13 protein-coding genes are annotated in these 21,336 nt (G+C 34.2%); 1 reads left to right on the top strand and 12 read right to left on the bottom strand.

Going from position 1 to position 21,336, the window contains the following annotated elements:
* Positions 1–69 precede the first annotated feature (69 nt).
* The 5 genes from H7350_RS01130 to H7350_RS01150 all read right to left on the bottom strand — a co-directional run bounded on the left by H7350_RS01130 (position 70) and on the right by H7350_RS01150 (position 7,573).
* Positions 70–1,479, bottom strand: a complete 1,410-nt coding sequence (locus H7350_RS01130) for a purine-cytosine permease family protein (RefSeq protein WP_204344034.1) — start codon at positions 1,477–1,479, stop codon at positions 70–72.
* Between the two features lie 46 nt (positions 1,480–1,525).
* A complete protein-coding gene (locus H7350_RS01135; RefSeq protein ID WP_204344035.1) occupies positions 1,526–2,674 on the bottom strand; it encodes an alpha-hydroxy acid oxidase in 1,149 nt (382 codons plus the stop codon).
* A 28-nt stretch (positions 2,675–2,702) separates the two neighbouring features.
* Positions 2,703–4,076 (bottom strand): FGGY-family carbohydrate kinase, encoded by a 1,374-nt coding sequence (locus H7350_RS01140; RefSeq protein ID WP_204344036.1) that lies wholly within the window; start codon positions 4,074–4,076, stop codon positions 2,703–2,705.
* Positions 4,077–4,086: 10 nt separating this feature from the next.
* Positions 4,087–5,367, bottom strand: a complete 1,281-nt coding sequence (locus H7350_RS01145; RefSeq protein ID WP_204344037.1) for a sugar isomerase — start codon at positions 5,365–5,367, stop codon at positions 4,087–4,089.
* A 100-nt stretch (positions 5,368–5,467) separates the two neighbouring features.
* The gene (locus H7350_RS01150; protein ID WP_204344038.1) at positions 5,468–7,573 is read right to left on the bottom strand and encodes a bifunctional aldolase/short-chain dehydrogenase; all 2,106 of its coding nucleotides are present in this window, start codon (positions 7,571–7,573) and stop codon (positions 5,468–5,470) included.
* Between the two features lie 332 nt (positions 7,574–7,905).
* On the opposite strand from H7350_RS01150, the gene H7350_RS01155 reads away from it, so the two are divergent.
* Positions 7,906–8,952 (top strand): GntR family transcriptional regulator, encoded by a 1,047-nt coding sequence (locus H7350_RS01155; protein ID WP_235989235.1) that lies wholly within the window; start codon positions 7,906–7,908, stop codon positions 8,950–8,952.
* Positions 8,953–9,043: 91 nt separating this feature from the next.
* Here H7350_RS01155 and H7350_RS01160 read toward each other — a convergent pair whose 3' ends face one another.
* The 7 genes from H7350_RS01160 to H7350_RS01190 form a co-directional block, all read right to left on the bottom strand.
* Positions 9,044–10,198 (bottom strand): lactonase family protein, encoded by a 1,155-nt coding sequence (locus H7350_RS01160; RefSeq protein WP_204344040.1) that lies wholly within the window; start codon positions 10,196–10,198, stop codon positions 9,044–9,046.
* 9 nt (positions 10,199–10,207) lie between these two features.
* On the bottom strand, positions 10,208–12,703 hold the full coding sequence (locus tag H7350_RS01165) for an endo-acting ulvan lysase-like protein (RefSeq protein WP_204344041.1): 2,496 nt from the start codon (positions 12,701–12,703) through the stop codon (positions 10,208–10,210).
* Positions 12,704–12,733: 30 nt separating this feature from the next.
* Entirely contained in the window at positions 12,734–14,188 is a 1,455-nt protein-coding gene (locus H7350_RS01170; protein ID WP_338105749.1) for a sulfatase family protein, read from the bottom strand.
* 36 nt (positions 14,189–14,224) lie between these two features.
* Positions 14,225–15,631 carry a sulfatase gene (locus H7350_RS01175; RefSeq protein WP_204344043.1) on the bottom strand — a complete coding sequence of 469 codons (1,407 nt, stop codon included), beginning with the start codon at positions 15,629–15,631 and terminating at the stop codon, positions 14,225–14,227.
* A gap of 15 nt (positions 15,632–15,646) precedes the next feature.
* Positions 15,647–17,107 carry a sulfatase family protein gene (locus H7350_RS01180; RefSeq protein ID WP_204344044.1) on the bottom strand — a complete coding sequence of 487 codons (1,461 nt, stop codon included), beginning with the start codon at positions 17,105–17,107 and terminating at the stop codon, positions 15,647–15,649.
* Between the two features lie 30 nt (positions 17,108–17,137).
* A complete protein-coding gene (locus tag H7350_RS01185) occupies positions 17,138–19,693 on the bottom strand; it encodes an InlB B-repeat-containing protein (protein ID WP_204344045.1) in 2,556 nt (851 codons plus the stop codon).
* Positions 19,694–19,817: 124 nt separating this feature from the next.
* Positions 19,818–21,335 carry a sulfatase gene (locus H7350_RS01190; protein ID WP_204344046.1) on the bottom strand — a complete coding sequence of 506 codons (1,518 nt, stop codon included), beginning with the start codon at positions 21,333–21,335 and terminating at the stop codon, positions 19,818–19,820.
* Position 21,336: the final 1 nt, after the last annotated feature.

Below are 21,336 nucleotides of genomic sequence, written 5' to 3' on the forward strand. Positions count from 1 at the left end.
TAATATATTGTCAACGATTAGTGAGAAAAAAACATGAAATTATAACAACTTTATAATTACTTCAATTTATTAAGTCTGTTTTTGAAAATACTTACTTAAAATCAAAAATAAAATACCACATAGCAACCAAGCTGGTAATGTAACAAAAGATAAAAACACATCAAATTGTATAGATATAAAGTAAAACAACCCAAAACTAATGGCCCACGCCCAAAACACTGATTTGTTAAACGAAATATTTGCAGATTCTGCGTAATTCTTTACAATGCCTGCCTTTTTATGGAAAAAGTGCTCAAACACTATGATCGCTCCAAAAGGGGCTAAAATAAACCCATACAATGCCACAAAACCTAGTAATTTCATTGCGAATGCAGGGAATAATCCTGCAATTGTTGCTATTGTTCCAGCTATTATAGTAACCCAAAAGGTTGACACTTTCGGGATAATAGCTTGAAATGCCAAACCTGCTCTATAAATAGTTGGGTTAGCTGTAGTCCATCCTGCCAATACAACAGCAATAATTCCGAAAACACCAATAGCATTGTGAGCCAATGGCCCTGGTGCAACAGGAGGTGCCTCGCCATTGCTTAGAAAAGCTTGCGCCTCTGGTGATTTTAAATACACTGCATATAATAATGCAGCTGCAATCCATGCCATATAATGCCCTACATACATACCTGCAGCAGTCGTCCATCCAGAACTTTTCTTCTTAGCAAATCTAAATACAGATAGATCCGACATACCCACATGCATGGCTGCATTGGCAAACCAAGACCAGATTACAACATGCCAGAATGTAAATTTAATTTGTCCAGGAAAAGGCTCCGATCCTTCACCCCAAATATCCCAAAATTCAGCAAAACTATTAACGCCTAATTGACCCAAAGCTACAACTCCACAAGCTACAAATGCCAATACTATTAGTGGTGACATCCAGTTGGCAGCTTTTGATACGGTGTCATATCCTTTTGAAGCAATTAGTGAAATAACAGCTCCTATAATTATAACAATTATTATCCATGTAAGACCATTGGGTGTAGTATCCGTAAGTTTGGGCATTTCCATATCAAAAGGAATACCTACTGCCGTTGCAGAGACCGTGATCATAGCTCCAGCCAGGAAACAAAATAATATACCATTGGCTAAATTATAACCAATGACTAATTTTTTACCACAAATCTTTTCTAATTGGTAGTAAAGCGTTAATCTATTCTTTACGGCTATTTCTGCTGTTAGAAATCTCCAACTTAAGACCGCTAATAAATTACCTAATAACAATCCAATAATTAAATCAAAAGCACTTACACCTGCTGTTAAAAACAGAGGCCCTATCATAAATTCCGTCCCAGCTGCATGTTCTCCTGCATACATACCTAAAAAACTTTTCCAACTTTTAAGTTTAGATTGTGGCACTGGTGTTCTTTCAAATTCACCTCCTGCTATTTCTTCGATGTCTTCTTCTATATTGAATTGGCTCATATAATTTATTTTTAGTTAGTTAGATGTTTGTTTGTTTGGGTATAAATTATTTAATTAAGTGATTCGGAAAATCCGTAGTTTTCTCGCAACACAATTGCTCCATAACTTGTTGTAATTCTGTTTTTAATAATGAAATCGTATGTTCTCCACCTTTTTTACCCAGAGCTGATACTCCGTACATGAATGAACGTCCCATAAATGTAAATTTTGCTCCACTGGCCATTGCTCTAGCCACATCAGGACCAGAACGTATACCACTGTCCATCATCACTTCAATTTGGTCGCCATATTTTTCGGCAATAGTCGTTAGTGGTTTTATGGTAGATTGACCTGCATCTAATTGACGACCACCATGATTAGATACTATAATACCATCAATTCCTAATCGTATTGCTTCTTCTGCATCATACTCTGAAGCTACTCCTTTAAGAACTAATTTCCCTTTCCACATATCGCGAATTGGTTTTATCTTATCAGCGTTGAGTCTACCACTAAAAGTATCATCCATAAATTTACCAAGTTGTTTTAAGTCTAAACCTTTTGGCATATATGGTTTTAAAACTTCAAAATTAGGTATACCATGTTTTAAAGTTTGTAAACTCCAATCTGGCCTCCCAATGGCTTGCAAAATATTAGTTAAGTTCATTTTAGGTGGCATCGCCAGCCCATTTCTGATGTCTCTTGGTCTAAATCCAAATGAAGGAACATCACAAAGAATAACTAAGACAGGACATTCCGCTGCCTCTGCGCGTTTTATGATATCATCTCGCAATCTATTTTCGGTTGGATGATATAATTGAAACCAAGCTTTTCCTTCTGTTAATTCGCTTGCACGCTCAATACTTGTTGTAGTCACCGTACTAAGAATAAATGGAATATTATGCTCAAAAGCGGCTTTTGCTAAAATTTCTGGTGAGTTTGGCCACATTAGTCCTTGAAGACCAACTGGTGCTATGCCAAATGGTGCATCGTATTCAATTCCAAATAATTTAGTTTTCAGTGAAGATCCATGGTGCTTTCTTAAATAATTTGGTTTAAGTTGTACATCTCTAATCTCTGTTGTATTTCTCTTTAAATTGACATCTTCATTACAGCCTCCATCCAAATATTCGAAAGCAAATTTTGGAATTTTCTGTTTAGCTCTCGTACGCAAATCGTCGATTGAAGGGTATCTTGTATCAAACTTTATAGCCATAAACTAGTCATTTTAATTACTCAAACTTCTAAGTTACTATAAAAGGAACATGCTTTTTTAAAGCATAATTCTTTTTCAAGAATTTTGAGTTTAATTTGGTATCTGAAATTGATATCGCAGCTCCTAAGGCAGAGCCTAAAGAAGCTTTAGTAGTTCTTAATTTTTTATCTCTAAAATGATGCGATAACAACTTAATATAGATATCGTTATTGCTAAAGCCACCATCCACATATATTTTAGCGATGTCATTATTGCCAAGAGCCTCTCTAATACAACGTATTTGAAGTAGTACAAGCTCTATCATTAACTGATGATACGCATGCTCATATTTATCATAAGATATTTTCGTTTTATTTGGCATATCTTTATCAACGATACTATCCCATTTAAAACAATGTTCAAAATCTTGCATAATTTCAAAATAGGTGTCATAATCAAACTTTACTTTTCGGTGATAATTATCATCGACTCCAAATTTTTCATCGAGTTTAGCCACTTGTACTTTGTATTCGTTCCCCAAAAACATTCGCGTCGCTTTAACAGGTTTTCCGTTAATACGCATGTAATTTAAAGCATCTTTATTATCTTCAACATCCGAGATAGGATTCTCTGTAAATGGATTAAAAACAATACTCCAAGTTCCTGTAGATACTAAAACAAATTTATTTTTTATACTTCTTACATAAGGTAATAGTGCAGCAGAACTATCGTGAATGCCAACACCAATTTTAATACGATTACCATTGTAATTCATATTAATACTTGTTTCTGTTGAAACTATTGGCGGTAAAATGTTATCAAACCCTTCTTTGTAAACCCAAGAATGATAATCCTTTTTACTATAATCCCATAAGGCTGTGTGACAACCTATACTAGTATATTCACTTAAAGGGATACCAGTAAAAATATAGCTTAGATATTGCGGTAAGTGCAGAGAATATTTAATTTGCTTAAAAATTTCTGGCTTTGTTTTCTTTAACCAATAGAGCTGCAAACCAGAATTTAACATACTTAAATCCCCACAGCCTGTTGTTTTAAGAAACTCATCTTTTGGACCATAGGATTCAAAAAAAGAGGTGACGATCTCATCTGGTAAAGGTTTTGTATAATTATATAGAGGTGTTAATGGCTCTCCATTGGCATCTATATGCACTAAGCTTGCACCATAGGTTGAAAAGTTGATTGCTGTGATATGGAATTCTTTTGTCTCTAAAATACGATCAAAAACATCTTTTAACCATTTTTGTAATGCTGGTAGATTTTCTGTAGGATGATTATCCTCATCTACTATTTCATCAAAAGTGATATACTCTTTATGAACTTCTTTAAAGTCTTTATCGAATAAAAAGAATTTTTTATTGGTTTTACCAATATCAAAAACAGCCGTAACTTTTTGTCTCATAGGGATAATATTATAGTCCTGTAGCTACAGTATGCTTACCTCTTTCTTTAATAAGTTGACCTCTTACATCTAAAACTCTATAGGCATTTATTGGACTTATAACTCCGCCAGCGTCAAGGCGCGCCTTTTCAATTAAAGGTCTCACATCTGTTCTGTAAGCATTTTGTAAAATTTCTTGGCATTTTACAACGTCATTATCATTCTGTGCTGCCTTTAGTAGATCTTGATCTACTAAGAGTGCTTTTGCATAGGCTTCTTGAATAGCTTCTAACGACTGAATTAAATCTTCTAATGGATCTTTTATATTATGACTGGCATCAATCATCCAAGCTAAATCAGGGTTTTGTGGATTGTTTTCAATGCCATAAACCAATTCATTAAAAATTAAGAATAAAGCATAAGGCTTTATACTACCAACCGTTAAATCATCATCACCATACTTACTATCATTAAAGTGAAAACCACCTAGTTTCCCTTTTAATTGTAAAATAGCAACGATTTGCTCAATGTTACTGTTTGGTAAATGATGACCTAAATCTACAAGTGTGTATGCTTTATCTCCACAACCGTTGGCCAACATTAAAGATGCTCCCCAATCTTGGATTACAGTACTGTAGAAATTAGGTTCGTATGGTTTGTATTCTACCAACAGTTTCCAATCATCTGGTAAACCTTTGTAAATATCAATTAAACTGTCTTGTGTATTTTGAAAAGCTGTTTGGAAGTTGTTTTGTCCAGGAAAACTAGAACCATCGGCCAACCAAACGGTTAAGGCTTTAGATCCTAATTTATCTCCAATTTTAATAACATCGAGATTATGTTGTATCGCTTGATCTCTTATCGCTTTACTTGTATTACTTAAAGAGCCAAACTTATAACTTTCCTTTGCATTTTGCTGATCCTGAAATGTATTAGAGTTTACAGCATCAAATTTTATATGTAAAGCATCTGCTTTTTCTTTGATGGCTTTATAATCTGAAGGGATATCCCAAGGTATATGGAGTGAAACGGCTCCTGCTGTTTGCGTTAAACTGTGCAGCACACCTATATCGTCTAATTTCTGTTCTAAGTCTGAAGGTTCACCGTAAAATGAAAAACGTCCAAAACGTGTGCCTCCTGCACCTAAAGCCCAACTCGGAATTGCGACTTGAAAATCAGCTAATTTAGACACAATATCCGAAACATCATAACCTTGTTTATTTAGCTTATGTGCCAAAAAATCAAAATTTTCACTGTGGTTCTGTAATCCGTTTTTATTAAAATCGGTAATCTGCTCTTTTTGTATTTTCATATTATAAAATTCTTTAAAAAAAATAAACTTCCAATACTTCGGTTAGAATTTTTGGAAGTTTTCTTTAACTAAACTAAACAAATATGTTCTTTTAATATTATTATCTAACAAAGGCATTTGCCATACCACCATCTACATTCAAAATATTTCCTGTGGATTTATCGAGTAACCCAACAAACGAAAAAACACCATTGGCAATATCATCTGGCGTAATAATTTCGTTCAATAAGTTTCTCTTGGCGTAAAATGCTGGTAATTCTTCAACTGTAATACCATTTGCTTTTGCACGACCTTCAGCCCAAGCTCCTTCCCATATTTTACTTCCTACAATAACGCCATCTGGATTTACTGTGTTGACTCTTACTTTATCTTGTGCTAATTCGGCAGCTAATAAACGTACCATGTGTTGTTGCGCTGCTTTCGCAGTACCATAAGCCACATTATTAGGACCTGCAACTAAGCCATTTTTGCTTGCTATTGCAATATAATCTCCTCCAAGACCTTGTTTGCGTGTAATGGCTGAAAATTGTTTTGCTAAGTCAAACTGACCCTTCACTAAAATACTTTGTAAAATATTCCAATCTTTATCAGTAGTATCTAATAAGGGTTTAGAAATTGCTAGTCCTGCACTATGCACCACAATATCAACACCTCCAAATTCAACACACGCCTTTTTGTAGGCATTTGCTATAGATTCTGTGCTAGTGACATCACAAACAGCATAAGTTGATACATCTCTTTTATAGGTGGCATTTGCCATGATAAGACTTTCTTCGTTAATATCTGTTAAAACAACGTTAGCTCCTTCTGCAGCTAATTTATCTGCAATCGCTTTACCTATTCCACCTCCTGCACCTGTTATAAGCGCTACTTTTCGAGATAAGGATTGCTCTTTTGGCATACGTTGTAGTTTTGCTTCTTCTAACAACCAGTATTCAATATCAAAAGCTTCTTGTCTTGGTAAAGAGGTGTATTCTGTAATTGCTTCTGCACCTCGCATTACGTTAATGGCATTAATGTAGAATTCATTCGCAACACGAGTTGTTTGCTTATTTTTTGCGAAACTAAACATTCCAACTCCTGGGTAAATTATAATAACAGGATTCGCATCTCGCATTGCAGGACTATTATCCTTTTTACACGTATTGTAGTATTCTGCATATTCTTGTCTATATGCTTCAAAAGCTGGTTCTAATTTCTTTAAGATAGCATCAGCATCTGATAAATCTTCATTCTTATCTAATGTTAATACTAACGGCTGAATTTTTGTTCTTAAAAAATGATCTGGGCACGATGTTCCCATAGGAGCCAATCTTTCTAAGTCATTACTATTTATATATTCCAATACCACATCTGTATCAGAGAAGTGACCTATCATTCTATTTTCAGAAGAACATAATCCTCGCAATAATGGCATGATTTGAGCCGCTTTTTCTGAACGTTCTTCTTTTGGAAGACTTTCTATTTTTTGACCACCAAAAACGGAACCTTTTTCTTTGATTTTTTTAGAAATATACTCAGAAGCCATTTCAATAACTTCTAAGCTATTCATGTAACACTCGTAAGACGTGTCTCCCCATGTAAATAGACCATGACTTCCTAACACTATACCTCTAATACCTGGATTATCTGCTAAACATTTTTCTAGCTGCAACCCTAAATCAAAACCTGGTCGTTGCCAAGGGACCCAACCCATTGTATCTCCCCAAATCTCTTTGGTAACTTTCTCGCTATCCTTGGCTGCAGCCACAGCAATTAATGCATCTGGGTGTAAGTGATCTATATGAGCAAAAGGTAACAAGCCATGCAATGGTGTATCAATTGAAGGTGCTTTACTATCTAAATCATAAATACAGTGATTAAAAAGCCCAACCATTCGATCTTCATCGTGTAAACCTTTATAAACATTTTTTAAATCGCGCAATCTTTTAGTATATAAACCTGCAATTCCCGATCTAGTTAAAGTTCCAATATCACCACCAGAGCCTTTAACCCACATTACCTCAACCTCTTCGTTGGTTAGTGGATCGGTTTCGATGGTCTTACAACTTGTATTTCCACCACCATAATTGGTTATTCTTAAATCGGCTCCTAAAATATTTGAACGGTATAAAAATAAATCGACTTGGTTATCACCAAGTGAAGAAGCTTTATCTTCATCCCATAAATAATCTACGTACTTAAATTTCTTCGTAATTGTCTCCATAAATAGTGTTAAATAAATTCTTAACCCAAATATATATTTGATTAAAAACTTTTGTATCCTGTACTGTACCGTATGGATAGGATTAGTTTAAAAATACGATTTTCGAGTCATTATACATAAGTGAAAGCCATTATAAAGTATTTACATTAGTTCTTATTCTCAAACATACTATTAAACACTACTCGAATAATGTAAAGTCTAATCGAAAATTTGAGTTAATTCTAGACTTAGATTTATCGTCAAAAATGAATATTTGCACCCTAAAAAACCTATTAATTCGTAATATTTGTTTATACTTGAATAAGTTTTATTTTTTTAAATTCTGTTATATTTTGGAACTAATTAAATTTATAAATATCGATGAAGAATCAAGGGTACCTAAGTACCAGCAGATTATAGATTCGATAATTCATAATATTTCTGAGGAAAACTTAAAGATGGGAGAAAAAATCCCTTCGATAAACAGGTTTAGTGAAGAGTTTTATTTATCGAGGGATACTGTTGAAAAAGCTTACAGTATTTTAAAGGAACGTAATATTATAAACGCCATACGCGGTAAAGGTTATTATATCAATCGAACTAAATTAATCTCCAAAACCAACATTTTGTTTTTGGTGAACAAATTAAGCTCTTATAAGTTGAGAACTTATAATTCCTTTATAAATAGTATTGGGGCAAATTCGCACACAGACTTAATGATTTATCACTGTGACGAATCTTTATTTCTAAACCTATTAGATAAACATAAATCTTCCTACAACTATTATGTGATTATGCCTCATTTTAAAACAGACGATTTAAAGCACGTCAGTTTTACTGATAAAACCATTAAAGCTTTAAAAAAACTACCACAAGAGAAGTTAGTCATATTAGATAATGTTAAATCAGAAATGATTGGTAATCATATATCTGTTTATCAAGATTTTGAAAATGATATTTATAATGCCTTAAAAGGAGGCATTTCTAAAATCAAGAAGTATGAGAAAATAATGTTATTCTACCCTGAAAATGCAGTCTATCCTTATCCACGAAGAATTTTACATGGCTTTAGAAAGTTCTGTGTAGAGTTTAAACTCGATTTTGAAATTCTTGAAGAGGTGTTTGACGATATGATTATTAAAAAGGGGGATTTATTTATTACGATAGAAGAATCTGACTTAGTTAATTTAGTAAAACAAGCTAAAGAAGATGAATTTGTATTAGGGAAAGACATCGGTATAATTTCTTATAACGATACACCTTTAAAAGATTTATTGGGAATTACGGTCATATCTACAGATTTTAAAATTATGGGCGAAACTACCGCAGACATGATTTTAAATAATAAAAAAGGTCGGGTTAAAGTTCCTTTTAACTTAATTGAAAGAGATTCACTGTAAACATCTGAAGGCCTCAAGCTAATTTAACAGAGAATAGTTAGGGTTTCGACTGCGTTCAACCAGACACTAGTTGAATTTATATCTTATCAAATTACAAACCATTCTTATAGGTTCGCATTTGCAAACTCGACGGATTGTTAACAGCTATATCATTAGGTAGCTTACTCAGCTTTCCCGTTTTAATATCGCGGCGAAAAACTACTATATTATCAGAAAATTGATTCGCAACTAACAAAAATTTACCTGAAGGGTCAATGGCAAAGTTTCTTGGATGTTGACCATAAGTTGGTTCATGGCCAATTAAATTAAGCGTTCCATTGTCTTGATTGACAGAAAATATGGAAATGCTATCTTCTTCTGGATCACGATTGGAAGCGTACAAAAATTTTCCATCATGTGAAATGTGAATATCTGCCGCTCTATATATATCTTGTTGTTTTTGATAAGATTGATAATCTTCAATAAATTCTAATTGACCATCTTTATAATTGAAAGCGGTTATTTTACCACTTAATTCGGCAATACTATAGCCGAATTTACCATTTGGGTGAAACGTAAAATGCCTTGGTCCACTTCTTGGTTTCATTTTAATTTGGTCCTCGTTCAAAAGAATTGAATCCTGATTATTCATATCAAAATTAAATCTTCTTATTTTATCAGCACCAAGGTCATGCGCAAATAAAAATCTATTATCAGGTGAAAAATTTGATGAATGAATATGTGATGCTTCCTGTCGACTTTTAATGATACTACTATCCTTAAATTTTAAAACTTGGGGATGCGGATTAAGACTTCCATCCTTATTAATTTTAAACATACTCAAACTACCATCAGAATATTGAGAACTTGCTAAAAACTTTCCTGTTTTATCTATGTCGATATGAGCTGGATTTAAGCCTCCACAATCTTGTACATTTATCAGGTCTAGTTTTCCTTGAATGGAATTTATAGCAAAAGCGGCTATTTTCCCATGATATGGCATTTGACTATCCATCACCGAATACAAATGCTTCCCATTATTAGATACTTTTAAAAACGAAGTATTGGTCACACTATTTAGCGTGAATTTCAAAGAAACTTCACCTATTTCATTGTTAAACTCATACACATGGATCCCTTCTCCTAGTTTTTTATCCGTAAAACTACCTACAAATAGTAATGTTGTTTCTTTTTTTGACTGACAACCAACAAGTAATAACGAGACTAAGATTAGCGATAAGCATTTCGATATTTTATTTAGTTGCATAAACTTGAGTTAATAGGCCTTGTAATAGGTTTTACTGGCATCCGTTTGTATGGTTTCGTTTTTATAAACGAGTTGGTCTCCTTGTCCAATGTAAATACTGTGCAAACTTTTATTTTTATTCAATGAAATTACAGCAAAAGTACCTTTAAAGTAAATACCTAGTGCTTCATCTTGAAATATGTCATTTTTCGATTGGGTTATCACATATTGTGTCAACTTTTCGGTTGGTGTATTACTAATAATCTTTAATCCTTTATAAACACCACTCTCTTCTAATTTTTCAACCGATTGTATTGTAGCCGTTTCATTTTCATTAAAAGGTTCAAAGACCACAACAAAAGGATTTTTCCAAGCTTCGCCTTTATTGCGAATAACCAATGTTGGTGTTGACAAATCGTCGTAAGGTTTTGGCGATTCAAAAGTTGTTGGCGCTTTTGCTTTGGTATATTCCCTGTTTTCAAAACCTGGAATATGCAATTGCATAAACACGCTTCCTGCACTTAACTTTTTCGTATTAAATGTGGCCTTAACATCCTTGCTGTAGGCTTGGGATGATTTTACATTTTTAAAAAAATGCCACCCTGGGTTTCTATAGACTTTATTATGCCTCCACTCCGCATTGGCATTCGCCATATAGCGATTTGGTGTTTTTTTGAAATTCAGATCTTTAGTTTCAAACACCAATTTATCACCAATATTATGATATAAATAGTCGTGATATTCATCTAGAAGCTTAGATCTTGAACGAAACACATCCACATAATAGCCCGTTGTAGGTGATGTTCGAATTAAGGCTAAAGTCCTTTCTTGAGTCGCTTCGGCTTTATCACCCTCGTTGTCTTCAAAACTAGTGTGACTAAAAGAATGGTAAGGCGAGACCGCTTCTTCGCCTACTTTAGGTTCCATAGAAATAAGTTCAACAGTATTTATCCCTAAATTCACCCATCCACCTTCACCTTGAGAGCTTCCATTTACGATAACCGTATTGTGTGCCGCAAATAGTCTTGAATAATTTTCATGCAGGTCTTTTCCATAGCTTTTTCGTCCATTATCTGCACCTAAAACTTGACCTTCTCCATACAATTCAATATTCATACCTTCGGCATGACCGTGAACCATATGTGCTCCACCTACAAAACACATTAAACCATCTTTTGGATTATTTGTACTACTCAGGTTCCGCTGTAATATAATACCTGCGTGATACACTCTATCGGTTCTTGGTAAATCTATCTTAGCGACATTTTGACTCATATCATCCTTGTACCAAAACAAAGCTTCTGGGTTTTTTCTACGATATTTACCTCTACTCATGGCACGCTTAATAAGTGGTCCAAATTTATCTTCCAACTCTTGTAATCCGTCCATTTGAGCTAATACAAAAGAATTTTCATAAGCTTCGTATGGTACATGAGCTTTTCTATGTCCATCTCCCCATCTTACAATCTCATTATTTGGATACACAAAATAGTCTAGTCTTGGTAAGGCATATAATATGTTTTGATATTTTTTTCCTAACTTTAATGATGGATTATACTTATTCACCACCAACAACAATTTAGCTAAAATCGCTGTAGAATGATTTAAATACTGTGAGGTTTCGGGCCAAATATCACCTTTGTTTTTATACTTTTTATACATGACGTTGAGTGCGTCTTGATTGTCTGTATTTTCAGTTAGAAAATAGGATAATAATGTTTCACGCTCTTTTTCGTCATCCATAGCTAAGGCATTATAGACTAAACTTGGCGACTCTAAAATCGAATGGTTAGAGCCCGTATGACCGTAATTAATAGAAATATCGGCATAGGTTCTGCAAACGTCTTGAAGCTCATTTATTGGGAAATCTACTTTTTTGTTTTTGATGATATCAAATGGTTTTCCACCGCTTTTTAGGTAAGATGCGGTAAAATCGTAAATCAAAGGGACTTTATAACCTAGAACACGTACTTCTCTAAAGCCATCATACGGAAACAGCCAACCGCCTCTGCCGTGCCAATCTGAAAGTTCAGATTTTTGAACCGATTTTGTAAAAGCATATAAAATACTGCTTGCCACATAAGCGTAGTTTTCATCTTGGGTTAAATAATACATCATGCCACAATCCATAGCGATTTGCAGATATTTGTCCAATAACTCCATATGTTTCGACTCGGCACCTGTGGCATTATCAAGATTTTTTTGAACACCATTTTCTACATGGTAGGTTTTATAGAATGGTGGAAAGCTATTCTTTTCGCCTTCAGACCAATTGAATGGTAGTTTTTCTAAATAGGTTTTCGGATTTTTAATAAAGGATTTAACTTGAAAATCTGCTTTTCCTTTTAATTCAGTAAAGATGGCTTTTGCCCAATCTTGAGCCTCTATTTTTTCTAGTACTTGATTGTGCTCCTGAGCAGTTACTAAAATAAATGGACGTTCTTTAACCTGACTACTCATTTTAAAAGTAACGAGTAATAATAATCCAATAAGTATTATGTTTTGATTTAAACAATTAAATTTCATAGACATCATTTTTTATAATGTGGTCCAGCCCTAGTTACTAAACCATTCCGTATGGTATATATTTCGTAACCTTTTTAAATCATCTTTAAATTCCTCGTCATTGGTAAAGTGTGTAGTTTCAAAAGGGTCTTTCTCTAAGTTTAATAACTGTTCTTCAATGCCATCAACATCATAGCGCACATATTTTAAACCGTTTTTATCAACTACCATTTTACCAATTTCACTTTCTACACCAAGGGTTTCTCTCCATATCACATCTTCACCTTGAAAAAGTGGTCTCAAGCTTTTACCTCTATGGTCAGAAACCCCTTCTATATTGGCATAATCACATAACGTAGGAAGTAAATCCAGTCCGTTTGAGATTAAATCCTTCTCGTTGACCTGACCTTTTGGAATATGACCTTTCCACATCGCCATAAATGGAACATTTGCAGATTCCTCATATAATGTCGACTTATGCTCCATACGATGGCTCGCGCTCATATCACCATGGTCGCTTGAAAAAATTATAAGCGTATTCTCTTCTTGTTCGCTGTTTTTTATAGCATCTAAAAGTACTTGTACTTCCTGATCCATAACCTCTGTTAAGCGATGGTAAGCATATCTATGATGTTTCCAATCCTTATCGGTAAAATGCTCTCTAGCGTTTTTACGAAATGGTCTGTTATTAATTAAACGCTTTACTGCTCGAGGTTCATCGTTTTGAGGTTCGTAATTTTTTGGTAATGGCGGACAATAACTTGCATAAAATTCTTCTTCGCTAACGCCTTCTGGAATTTTCATGGCTTCATCTAATGCTGCCAATTCAACTTTTGCACGTTTTAAAAGAACTGCATCATTTTTACTAGTCGCCTTTTCTCGTAAAGCCATGTAGCAAATGTCATGTGGGTTTATTAATGAAACCACCATGAAATATGGGTTTTCATGCTTTTTCTCAATAATATCTGCTGCTTTGTTTACTAGCTCACCTCTTTCGTCGTCACTAAATTTATTAAAACCAAGTGCTGCTGGTGTTAAGTACTCTGGTAAATGTTCTTTACCTCCAAAATACAAGTCATAATTTGCCTTTTTAAGGTACGACGCAATGGTTGTATTCTTTACGTCTTCAGTAACAGTTGGAATCTTCATGGACCCTCTATTTTCTCTAACCTCATTCCCTTTATCATCTTTGAAATAACCTGGAAAGCGACCTGTCATTAAACTCACTCTTGCCGGTGAACACACAGGATTGGTGGTATAGGCTCTTGTAAAGCGGATACCATTATTGGCAATGTAATCTAACGCAGGTGTCTTTAAATAGGTATTACCAGCATTACTCATCATATTTGCGCTCATTTGGTCTACATACACATATATAATATTCGGTTGTGTTTCTTTTTTAGTAGTTATCTTTTTTTCTTCGTTTTTACAACTAATTATTACTAAGAAAAGGATGAAAAGACATATATAATTCAAATTTGTTGCTATTTTTCTCATATCTAGCATTTGATTAAGTTCCAATTCATTTTATAACGAGCTACTTTATTTATAACTACTTGCTTGTTCTTGCTTTATTTTGAGAGTATTTCGCATGTCTTCAAGCACATCTCTATAAGTATCATCTTCTACGACATTCTTATTCTCCTTTGGATCTAATTTACGGTTGTATAACATCTCATCACCATTTTCGTATAATGAATAGGTAAAATCTTCCGTTACAATAGCATCAGCCTTTTTAAAACGCGCATAAGCGTTTTCTCTAAACGATTGTTTAGGATTATCTAAAACGGATTTAAAACTCTTGCCCATAATATATTCAGGTGTATCTAAATTGGCTAAATCACAAAGTGTCGGGTAAATATCAACACTCTCCACCAAAGCTTTGGTTTGCTGTCCTTTGGATTTTCCTGGTACTTTTACAATTAGCGGTACTTGCAACGCATTATGCAAGGTATTGTGCTTTCCCCAAAACTCGTGCTCACCTAGATGCCAACCGTGGTCTCCCCATAATACGACAATCGTATTCTCTGCTAAACCAAGGGTTTCAAGCTCACCAAGCACCTCACCTACCAATTCATCTACATAACTAACACAGGCATAATAGCCATGACGCATCATTTTGTGAAATTCGTCGGTATTAGGTTTATATTCTCCAAAACTATAAGATTTGAATTCGCCACTTCCACGTAATAACTTAGGTGCATTTTCTGGTAAATGACGGTTGTCTGCTATCTCTATTGAATCTCTATCATATAAATCCCAATACTTTTTTGGTGCATAAAAAGGCATATGTGGACGAAAAAATCCACAAGCCATAAAAAAGGGTTCTCCCGATGCTTTGAAATTTCGTAAATCATTAATGGTTTTTTGCGCTATTTTATAATCAGGATACGCACTATTATCTACTTCTGGCGCCTCGTACACACGACCATTCCCTGATTTCAATAATACTTTAGTGGTCTCAGGGTCATAACTCACTCTGTGTCCTCCATCTGGCATCCAAGGGTTTCGACTCCAACTGGCTTCCTGAACGTCTTTATTGTAATGAAAAATCTTTCCGTTAGAAATACTGGTGTAGCCAGCGTCTTTAAAAATGCCTGGTAATGTTTTGGCATTCGGCACGTCTTCTTCGGCCTTTGCTCTATAATCTATAAAACGTGTTTTAGTAGGCAGAATACCGGTAAGCAAACTTGCTCTTGAAGCGCCACAAACCGGAATATTACAATAGGCGCGGTTAAAAACGATAGCTTCTTGTGCCAGTTTATCTATGCTTGGCGACTTTATTTGTGGCGCATCATAGCAACCTAGTTCAGGTCTCAAATCATCAATGGCAATAAAGAGAACGTTCACTGGTTTTTGATCTTGTTTCTCAACGGTTTCCTCTTTTTCATTTTTGCATGACATAAAAAGGATTACTAAACCAAATATGTATGTGAAGAATTTATTCATTTCATGATGTTTTTTTTACCAATGTTCAATTACCATATAATCGTCTTTTGTAAGTATATTTTTTATGGAATCTGGTATTTTTCGTCTTGGTGTGTCTTGGTCTAACTTAAACCCCTTTTTTCCTTTAGGTGTAATTATTGGCATATTGCCAGGTTCTTCATTCAAAATATCACCTTGCTCATTCATCCACACAAACAAGTCTTTTACCAACCTTTCTTTAACAGCTTTTAATTCTGAATTATTAGCCAAATTCTGTTGCTCAAAAGGGTCATTCTCTAAATCATATAATTCCTCGAATGGTTCGTTTTTGAATGCTTTAGCACCTCTTTTGATAAAGTAGTCCACATTTGGTTTTCCTGTCAAATTTTGTTCTACAACTTCCAATGAATTGAAATTCCTAATGTATTTATATCGCTTATCTCGAATCATACGAGATGGAAAAATTTCAGAATTTAAAATGTTTTGATTGGTTCTTACACCATAAACATACGTGTTGATTTCATCATCTTTTCCTATAAGTAACGGTATCAAACTTTTACCATCCATATCCTCGGTTATCTTACCACCTGCAACCTCTAAAAAAGTTGGTAAGATATCTGTATAATGAATTAATTGATTTGATGTTGAACCTGCTTCTATAACTTCTGGCCAACGTACCACAAACGGAACTTTTAACCCAATATCTTTTACGGTAAACTTACCTGAAACGCCGTGATCTGCACTGTATATAAAAAGTGTGTTTTTATCTAAATGAATGTCGACAAATTTTAAAACGTTCTCCAGTTGCTTGTTGTCTTCCTCGATACTTCGATAATAACCAGCTCTACTTTTAATATATGCTTTGTTATTTTTTTTATGTGCATTAAAAGGATAAAATTTAAGGTCTTCTGCATTTGGGTTTTCAACATCAAAATATTTTCCGTGAGGATATTTTGACGTAATAAACATGCAAAACGGTTTTTTAGCTGTTTTAAAATAATCTTCTATACTGTCCAATGGAATATATTCTCTTGGCACATTCTTTTTAGGAACAGGTTCCCATTCCTTGTCCCATTGATATACGCTATTTGGTGTTACGTGACTTTTTCCAGCTAAAACGACTTCATAGCCTAATCTTTTCATGTGTGCAGTCACGCTTTTAATGTCTTGTTTCGTCGCCGTATGATTTGCAAAACAGCCGTTTTTTAGCGGATATTGTCCTGTGAAAATTTGAGATCGACTTGGCGCGCAAATGGCTTGTGCTGTAAATGCATTTGTAAAGCGTAGGCCTTCTTTTGCCAATCGATCTACTGCTGCCGTATTTACTTTTTCATTACCATAGCATCCGTAATCGTAAACATCTTGGTCGTCTGCCAGATAGAAGATGATATTTGGTTTTTGATTATCATTATTTTTTTTTTGTGTAGATGATGTATTGCAACTTAAAAAAACAATTGCTAAAAAAACAAATATTGAAATCTTTGAAAATATCTTCATATTAACGAATCTTCTAGTTGTCAAACGCTCTTAGTAAAACAATATTTTTTTGTAAGAATTATTTAATTTTATAATATACATTCCATGTGAAAAATTAGAGATATCTATTGTCTTTCCTTTTCCAGACAGAACTTTAACTCCTGTTAGGCTATACACTTCCCAAAGCTCTGTTGTATTACTTTTTATTGTAAATAAACCATTAGAACTTGGATTTGGAAAGACAGTAAAAGTATTGTCTAAATTATTTTCATCTACAGATAATCCATCTTGAACAAATGTTGCTGTGATATTTAAGTTAGAATTTACGGTAATTGTTAACGGATTTTCTGTGCTTACTATATCACCAGACCAACCTTGAAATACCCAACCTTGATCTGCAATGGCATTCAAATCAAATGTTTGTCCGCCTAAAGAAGTTCCGCTTTGATAATTTAATAAGCCATTGCCTACTTTAGTAATTGTTACATCAAAAATATTATTATCAATAGGCATAAACTCAATTCTATCAAATACAATACTACCTGTATTCACACTTTCATATACCTTAAATTCGTTAATAATACCTTCCCAATGAGACCAGTTTGTTAAATCTACATCTATAGTATGCCACTGATTATCATTAGGAATGGTAATTTTTTTTCTTCCTGAAGAAAATTCTGTACCTGGAATATTTGCAGCCATTTGAAGAAAAATATCTTCTGTGCTATTTTTAACAACTAACTGTAAAGTGTCATACAAATCAGAATTAATATTTAGCCCTGTAATAGCAGCCATTGGAAATGCAAATCCATTTGAATAATTTAAAGTTAATTTATCATTATCTGTATTTACATTCATTCCAGCACTAACTGCTGTCCAAGGCGCAAAATCTTCTGAAGTTGTCCAAACAACGGTAGCAGGTGTAATAGGGATTGCAAAATAATCTTCGGTTCTAAATTCAAACTTTTCGAACGCAAATGAAGGAACTTCTGTTTGTACGCTTATTACTGAGCCAGATTCACCATCATTTGGTGCAGTAGTTACTATACTTTCCCAATTACTATATTGGTGTGGGTTTGGATTTTCATAAGCTTCATATGCAGCTAATCCAACTTCAGTTAAAATTCTCTCTGGATCTCCTTTATCATCAAATCCATTCATTACATAACCTTGTCCGGAATTTTCTTCTAAGAAATTCTGAAGTTTATTATTGGTTTTATCATAAGAAATGCTTCTATAATATAAGGTTGTACCTTCTGGTAATTCGGACGTTATAGACACGTTTACGGCTTCATTATCCACATAGTTTAAAGAATTATTATTGTAATTAAATATTAACGCATCATATTCTGTAGCGCTATCATTTTTTGAAAAAATAGCATCAATATCATTTGTTGGAGTTTCAGGTGTACCAGAAATATCTGTTGTGTAATGCACTTTATCATTCATAGAATTTAAAATACTAATTCCGGGAGGATCTTGCGAACCAGTTCTATTACCCCATCTGTATATTAAATCTAAGCCATTGTCTTTGTTCTTGTAAAAAATATTAGAAAAATATAATTCTACAACTTCTGCATGAGATGTTTCTGCATTGATAAACCCATTGCCATCAGCACCATTCATTGTGGTTACTGTTGCATACTCCATTAAATCAATGGTTGCATTGACGTTCCATTTTGGATGACTTACCAAATCTGCAAATAAATGATCGTACTTAATGCTCATATTACGTAAATTGCCATTACCTAAAACTACGTAATCTGAAATCCCCCAAAAATCATATTGCACATTATTATCAAAACAATATTCAATTAAATCCTCAGCAAAAGAAGCAAAAGGTTCTCCTTTGTAATTTAATACAGTGCCATTTTGAAAGAGAAAATCTGGAGCTCTTGTATGTAAACCAATAATTGCATCTGGTAAAACTGACCTAACTGCACTTTCTGTATTTTCAAAATGCTCTATAAAATCTTGTTTGGTACCAAACCAATGGTCTGGTGTTTCGATTTCAGAACCAACTCTAAAACGCCAAGACAACACCATTTCTTCTCCATAGTTTGCAACTAACTCGGTCATCAATGCTACGATATAATCATGGTATGCAACTTGGTCTGCAGGAGGTAAAGAATTTCCATAAATAGATATTTGTTCGTTCTCTCGAAAATTAACGTTATCTATCGTCCCTTCTGGAATAAACGTATAGCCGTGTTGAAAAGCCCAAGGCGGTTGATCTAACACAATTTGATGGATTTCTGTTTGAGAATTAATAATATTATCTAACCTTTCTATTAGTGGCTCAAATCTATATACGTATTGATTAGTAATAGAATCATACAAACAGGTATCAAAATCTAGATCTTTCATTCGTACTCCATTTACAATTTTATTGATTCCGCCAATCATTCTAACGGTATTCATTTTAAGTCCTGGACGTACATTTGAACCATTTTGAGGACTAATTCTATTGGCTATAGACCATATATTATGTAAAGGTGCGCGTTCATTAGCTTCATCTGTAAAATCTGTTGATAAAGTTACTTGTGCATTAAAGTTGTAAAAACTAAAAATGCATAATACAAGAACAAGTTTATTTTTAGAAAACATCGGTTATATTATATATTAAAAAAATTATTATAAAATTTAACGTAAGATAATTCTATTAATAACGCTAACTATCCTGCTCTGTCTTGAAAAACGATTCAATATCATTTTTGAAGATTTATATGAATTACCTATCAGCTCCAATAGCCCGCACTGGTTTATTTTCTTCTCCATTTACACGAGTCTTTTGCTCTACAAAATAAGGTTGAAATGTATAGTTAGATTCTGAATCCCATTTTGAATTCACCTTTGGTAAGAGTACTTTTAATGCTTCTATCTCACTTTTATACTTGGGATTATCAGCTTCATTATGCCATTCATTCGGGTCTACGCTGTGGTCGTAAAATTCTTCTTTACCATCTTCATAGCGAATGTATCTGTAACCATCTTTTTTAATGGCATGATTGTTCATCCCAAAGGTTGTAATGGCATAACTTTCATTTACCCCTTCATTTTTTTGCATCAGACGTGCTAAACTTGTTCCTTCATTTTTAGAATAGGCTGGCAATCCGCTTAATTCCAAGAGTGTTGGATAGATGGAAAGCATCTCTACTGGAGCATCTATCTTTTTCCCTTTAGGTAAATTAGGTCCTGCAAACAATAAAGGTGCTTGAGTAGCAGTTTCCCAAAGGGCATGTTTTGCAAAAGTACCTTTTTCGCCCAATCTGTAGCCATGGTCTGACCATAATACAATCAGCGTATTATCGGCATATTTACTTTGTTTTAAAGCATCTAAAATACGACCTAGTTCATAATCAACATAACTCATACACGCTAAATACGCTTGAATAATTTTTTTCCATTCGCCATTGTCTTTGGCCCATTCTGTGGATGGCATCATTGGTAAGTCGTTGATTTTCAAACCTACTGGTGGAATATCATTTAAATCGCCTGCTAAATATGGTGGTGTTTCTATACTTTCTAAAGGATGCATATCAAACCATTTTTGAGGCACATAAAGCGGCACATGCACACGTAAAAACCCAAGTCCTAAAAAGAATGGTCTATCATAATTTCTGTGTAATCGTTCTATTGCCCAATTTGCTGAAGCATGGTCTGGCATTAATGAATCTTGTTCAGGAAAAGCGCCCCAATCAGTGTTTGTTCTTCCATGAATGCCTTTTATTCCATTACCTCTACCGTCCCAAACAAAACGCTTTTTAGGATGTGGTCCAAAACCTTTTACGCGTCCTCCAGATTCATTAAACATACTATCTGGTGCATGTACATGAAATAATTTGCCAATACCCATCGTATGGTAGCCATTTTCTTCGAAATATTCTGGAAGGAAGGTAATATCCTTGGTTGCTGGATTGCCATTACGACGTATTTTATTATCAGGCGTCATCCCATAAATACCTGTTGTTGATGGACGTAAACCTGTCATAACTGATGCCCTGGATGGTCCACAAAGTGGTGCTTGCACATGCGCATTAGTAAAGGTTACACCCATTTTTGCCAACCTCTCAAAATTTGGGGTTATAACGTTCGAAAAATTATCAATAGGACTAATCCAATTGTTTAAGTCGTCAACAGAAATAAACAATACGTTTGGCTTTTCATTTTCTGTTTCAGCAGGCGTTGATTTTTCATTTTTACATGAAAACATCAGTAGTATCAAAAATATGAAGCCTATGTTTTTCATA

Origin of the sequence: Psychroserpens algicola, from assembly GCF_014526325.1 — a bacterium.
Taxonomy (GTDB): Bacteria; Bacteroidota; Bacteroidia; order Flavobacteriales; family Flavobacteriaceae; genus Psychroserpens; species Psychroserpens algicola.

What these genes read in the sequence shown, in the direction of transcription:
- H7350_RS01140 (WP_204344036.1), bottom strand. Translation starts at nt 4,076, where the DNA reads ATGAGACAAAAAGTTACGGCTGTTTTTGATATTGGTAAAACCAATAAA.
- H7350_RS01160 (WP_204344040.1), bottom strand. Translation starts at nt 10,198, where the DNA reads ATGCAACTAAATAAAATATCGAAATGCTTATCGCTAATCTTAGTCTCG.
- H7350_RS01180 (WP_204344044.1), bottom strand. Translation starts at nt 17,107, where the DNA reads ATGAAGATATTTTCAAAGATTTCAATATTTGTTTTTTTAGCAATTGTT.
- H7350_RS01175 (WP_204344043.1), bottom strand. Translation starts at nt 15,631, where the DNA reads ATGAATAAATTCTTCACATACATATTTGGTTTAGTAATCCTTTTTATG.
- H7350_RS01185 (WP_204344045.1), bottom strand. Translation starts at nt 19,693, where the DNA reads ATGTTTTCTAAAAATAAACTTGTTCTTGTATTATGCATTTTTAGTTTT.
- H7350_RS01135 (WP_204344035.1), bottom strand. Translation starts at nt 2,674, where the DNA reads ATGGCTATAAAGTTTGATACAAGATACCCTTCAATCGACGATTTGCGT.
- H7350_RS01170 (WP_338105749.1), bottom strand. Translation starts at nt 14,188, where the DNA reads ATGCTAGATATGAGAAAAATAGCAACAAATTTGAATTATATATGTCTT.
- H7350_RS01150 (WP_204344038.1), bottom strand. Translation starts at nt 7,573, where the DNA reads ATGGAGACAATTACGAAGAAATTTAAGTACGTAGATTATTTATGGGAT.
- H7350_RS01130 (WP_204344034.1), bottom strand. Translation starts at nt 1,479, where the DNA reads ATGAGCCAATTCAATATAGAAGAAGACATCGAAGAAATAGCAGGAGGT.
- H7350_RS01190 (WP_204344046.1), bottom strand. Translation starts at nt 21,335, where the DNA reads ATGAAAAACATAGGCTTCATATTTTTGATACTACTGATGTTTTCATGT.
- H7350_RS01145 (WP_204344037.1), bottom strand. Translation starts at nt 5,367, where the DNA reads ATGAAAATACAAAAAGAGCAGATTACCGATTTTAATAAAAACGGATTA.
- H7350_RS01165 (WP_204344041.1), bottom strand. Translation starts at nt 12,703, where the DNA reads ATGAAATTTAATTGTTTAAATCAAAACATAATACTTATTGGATTATTA.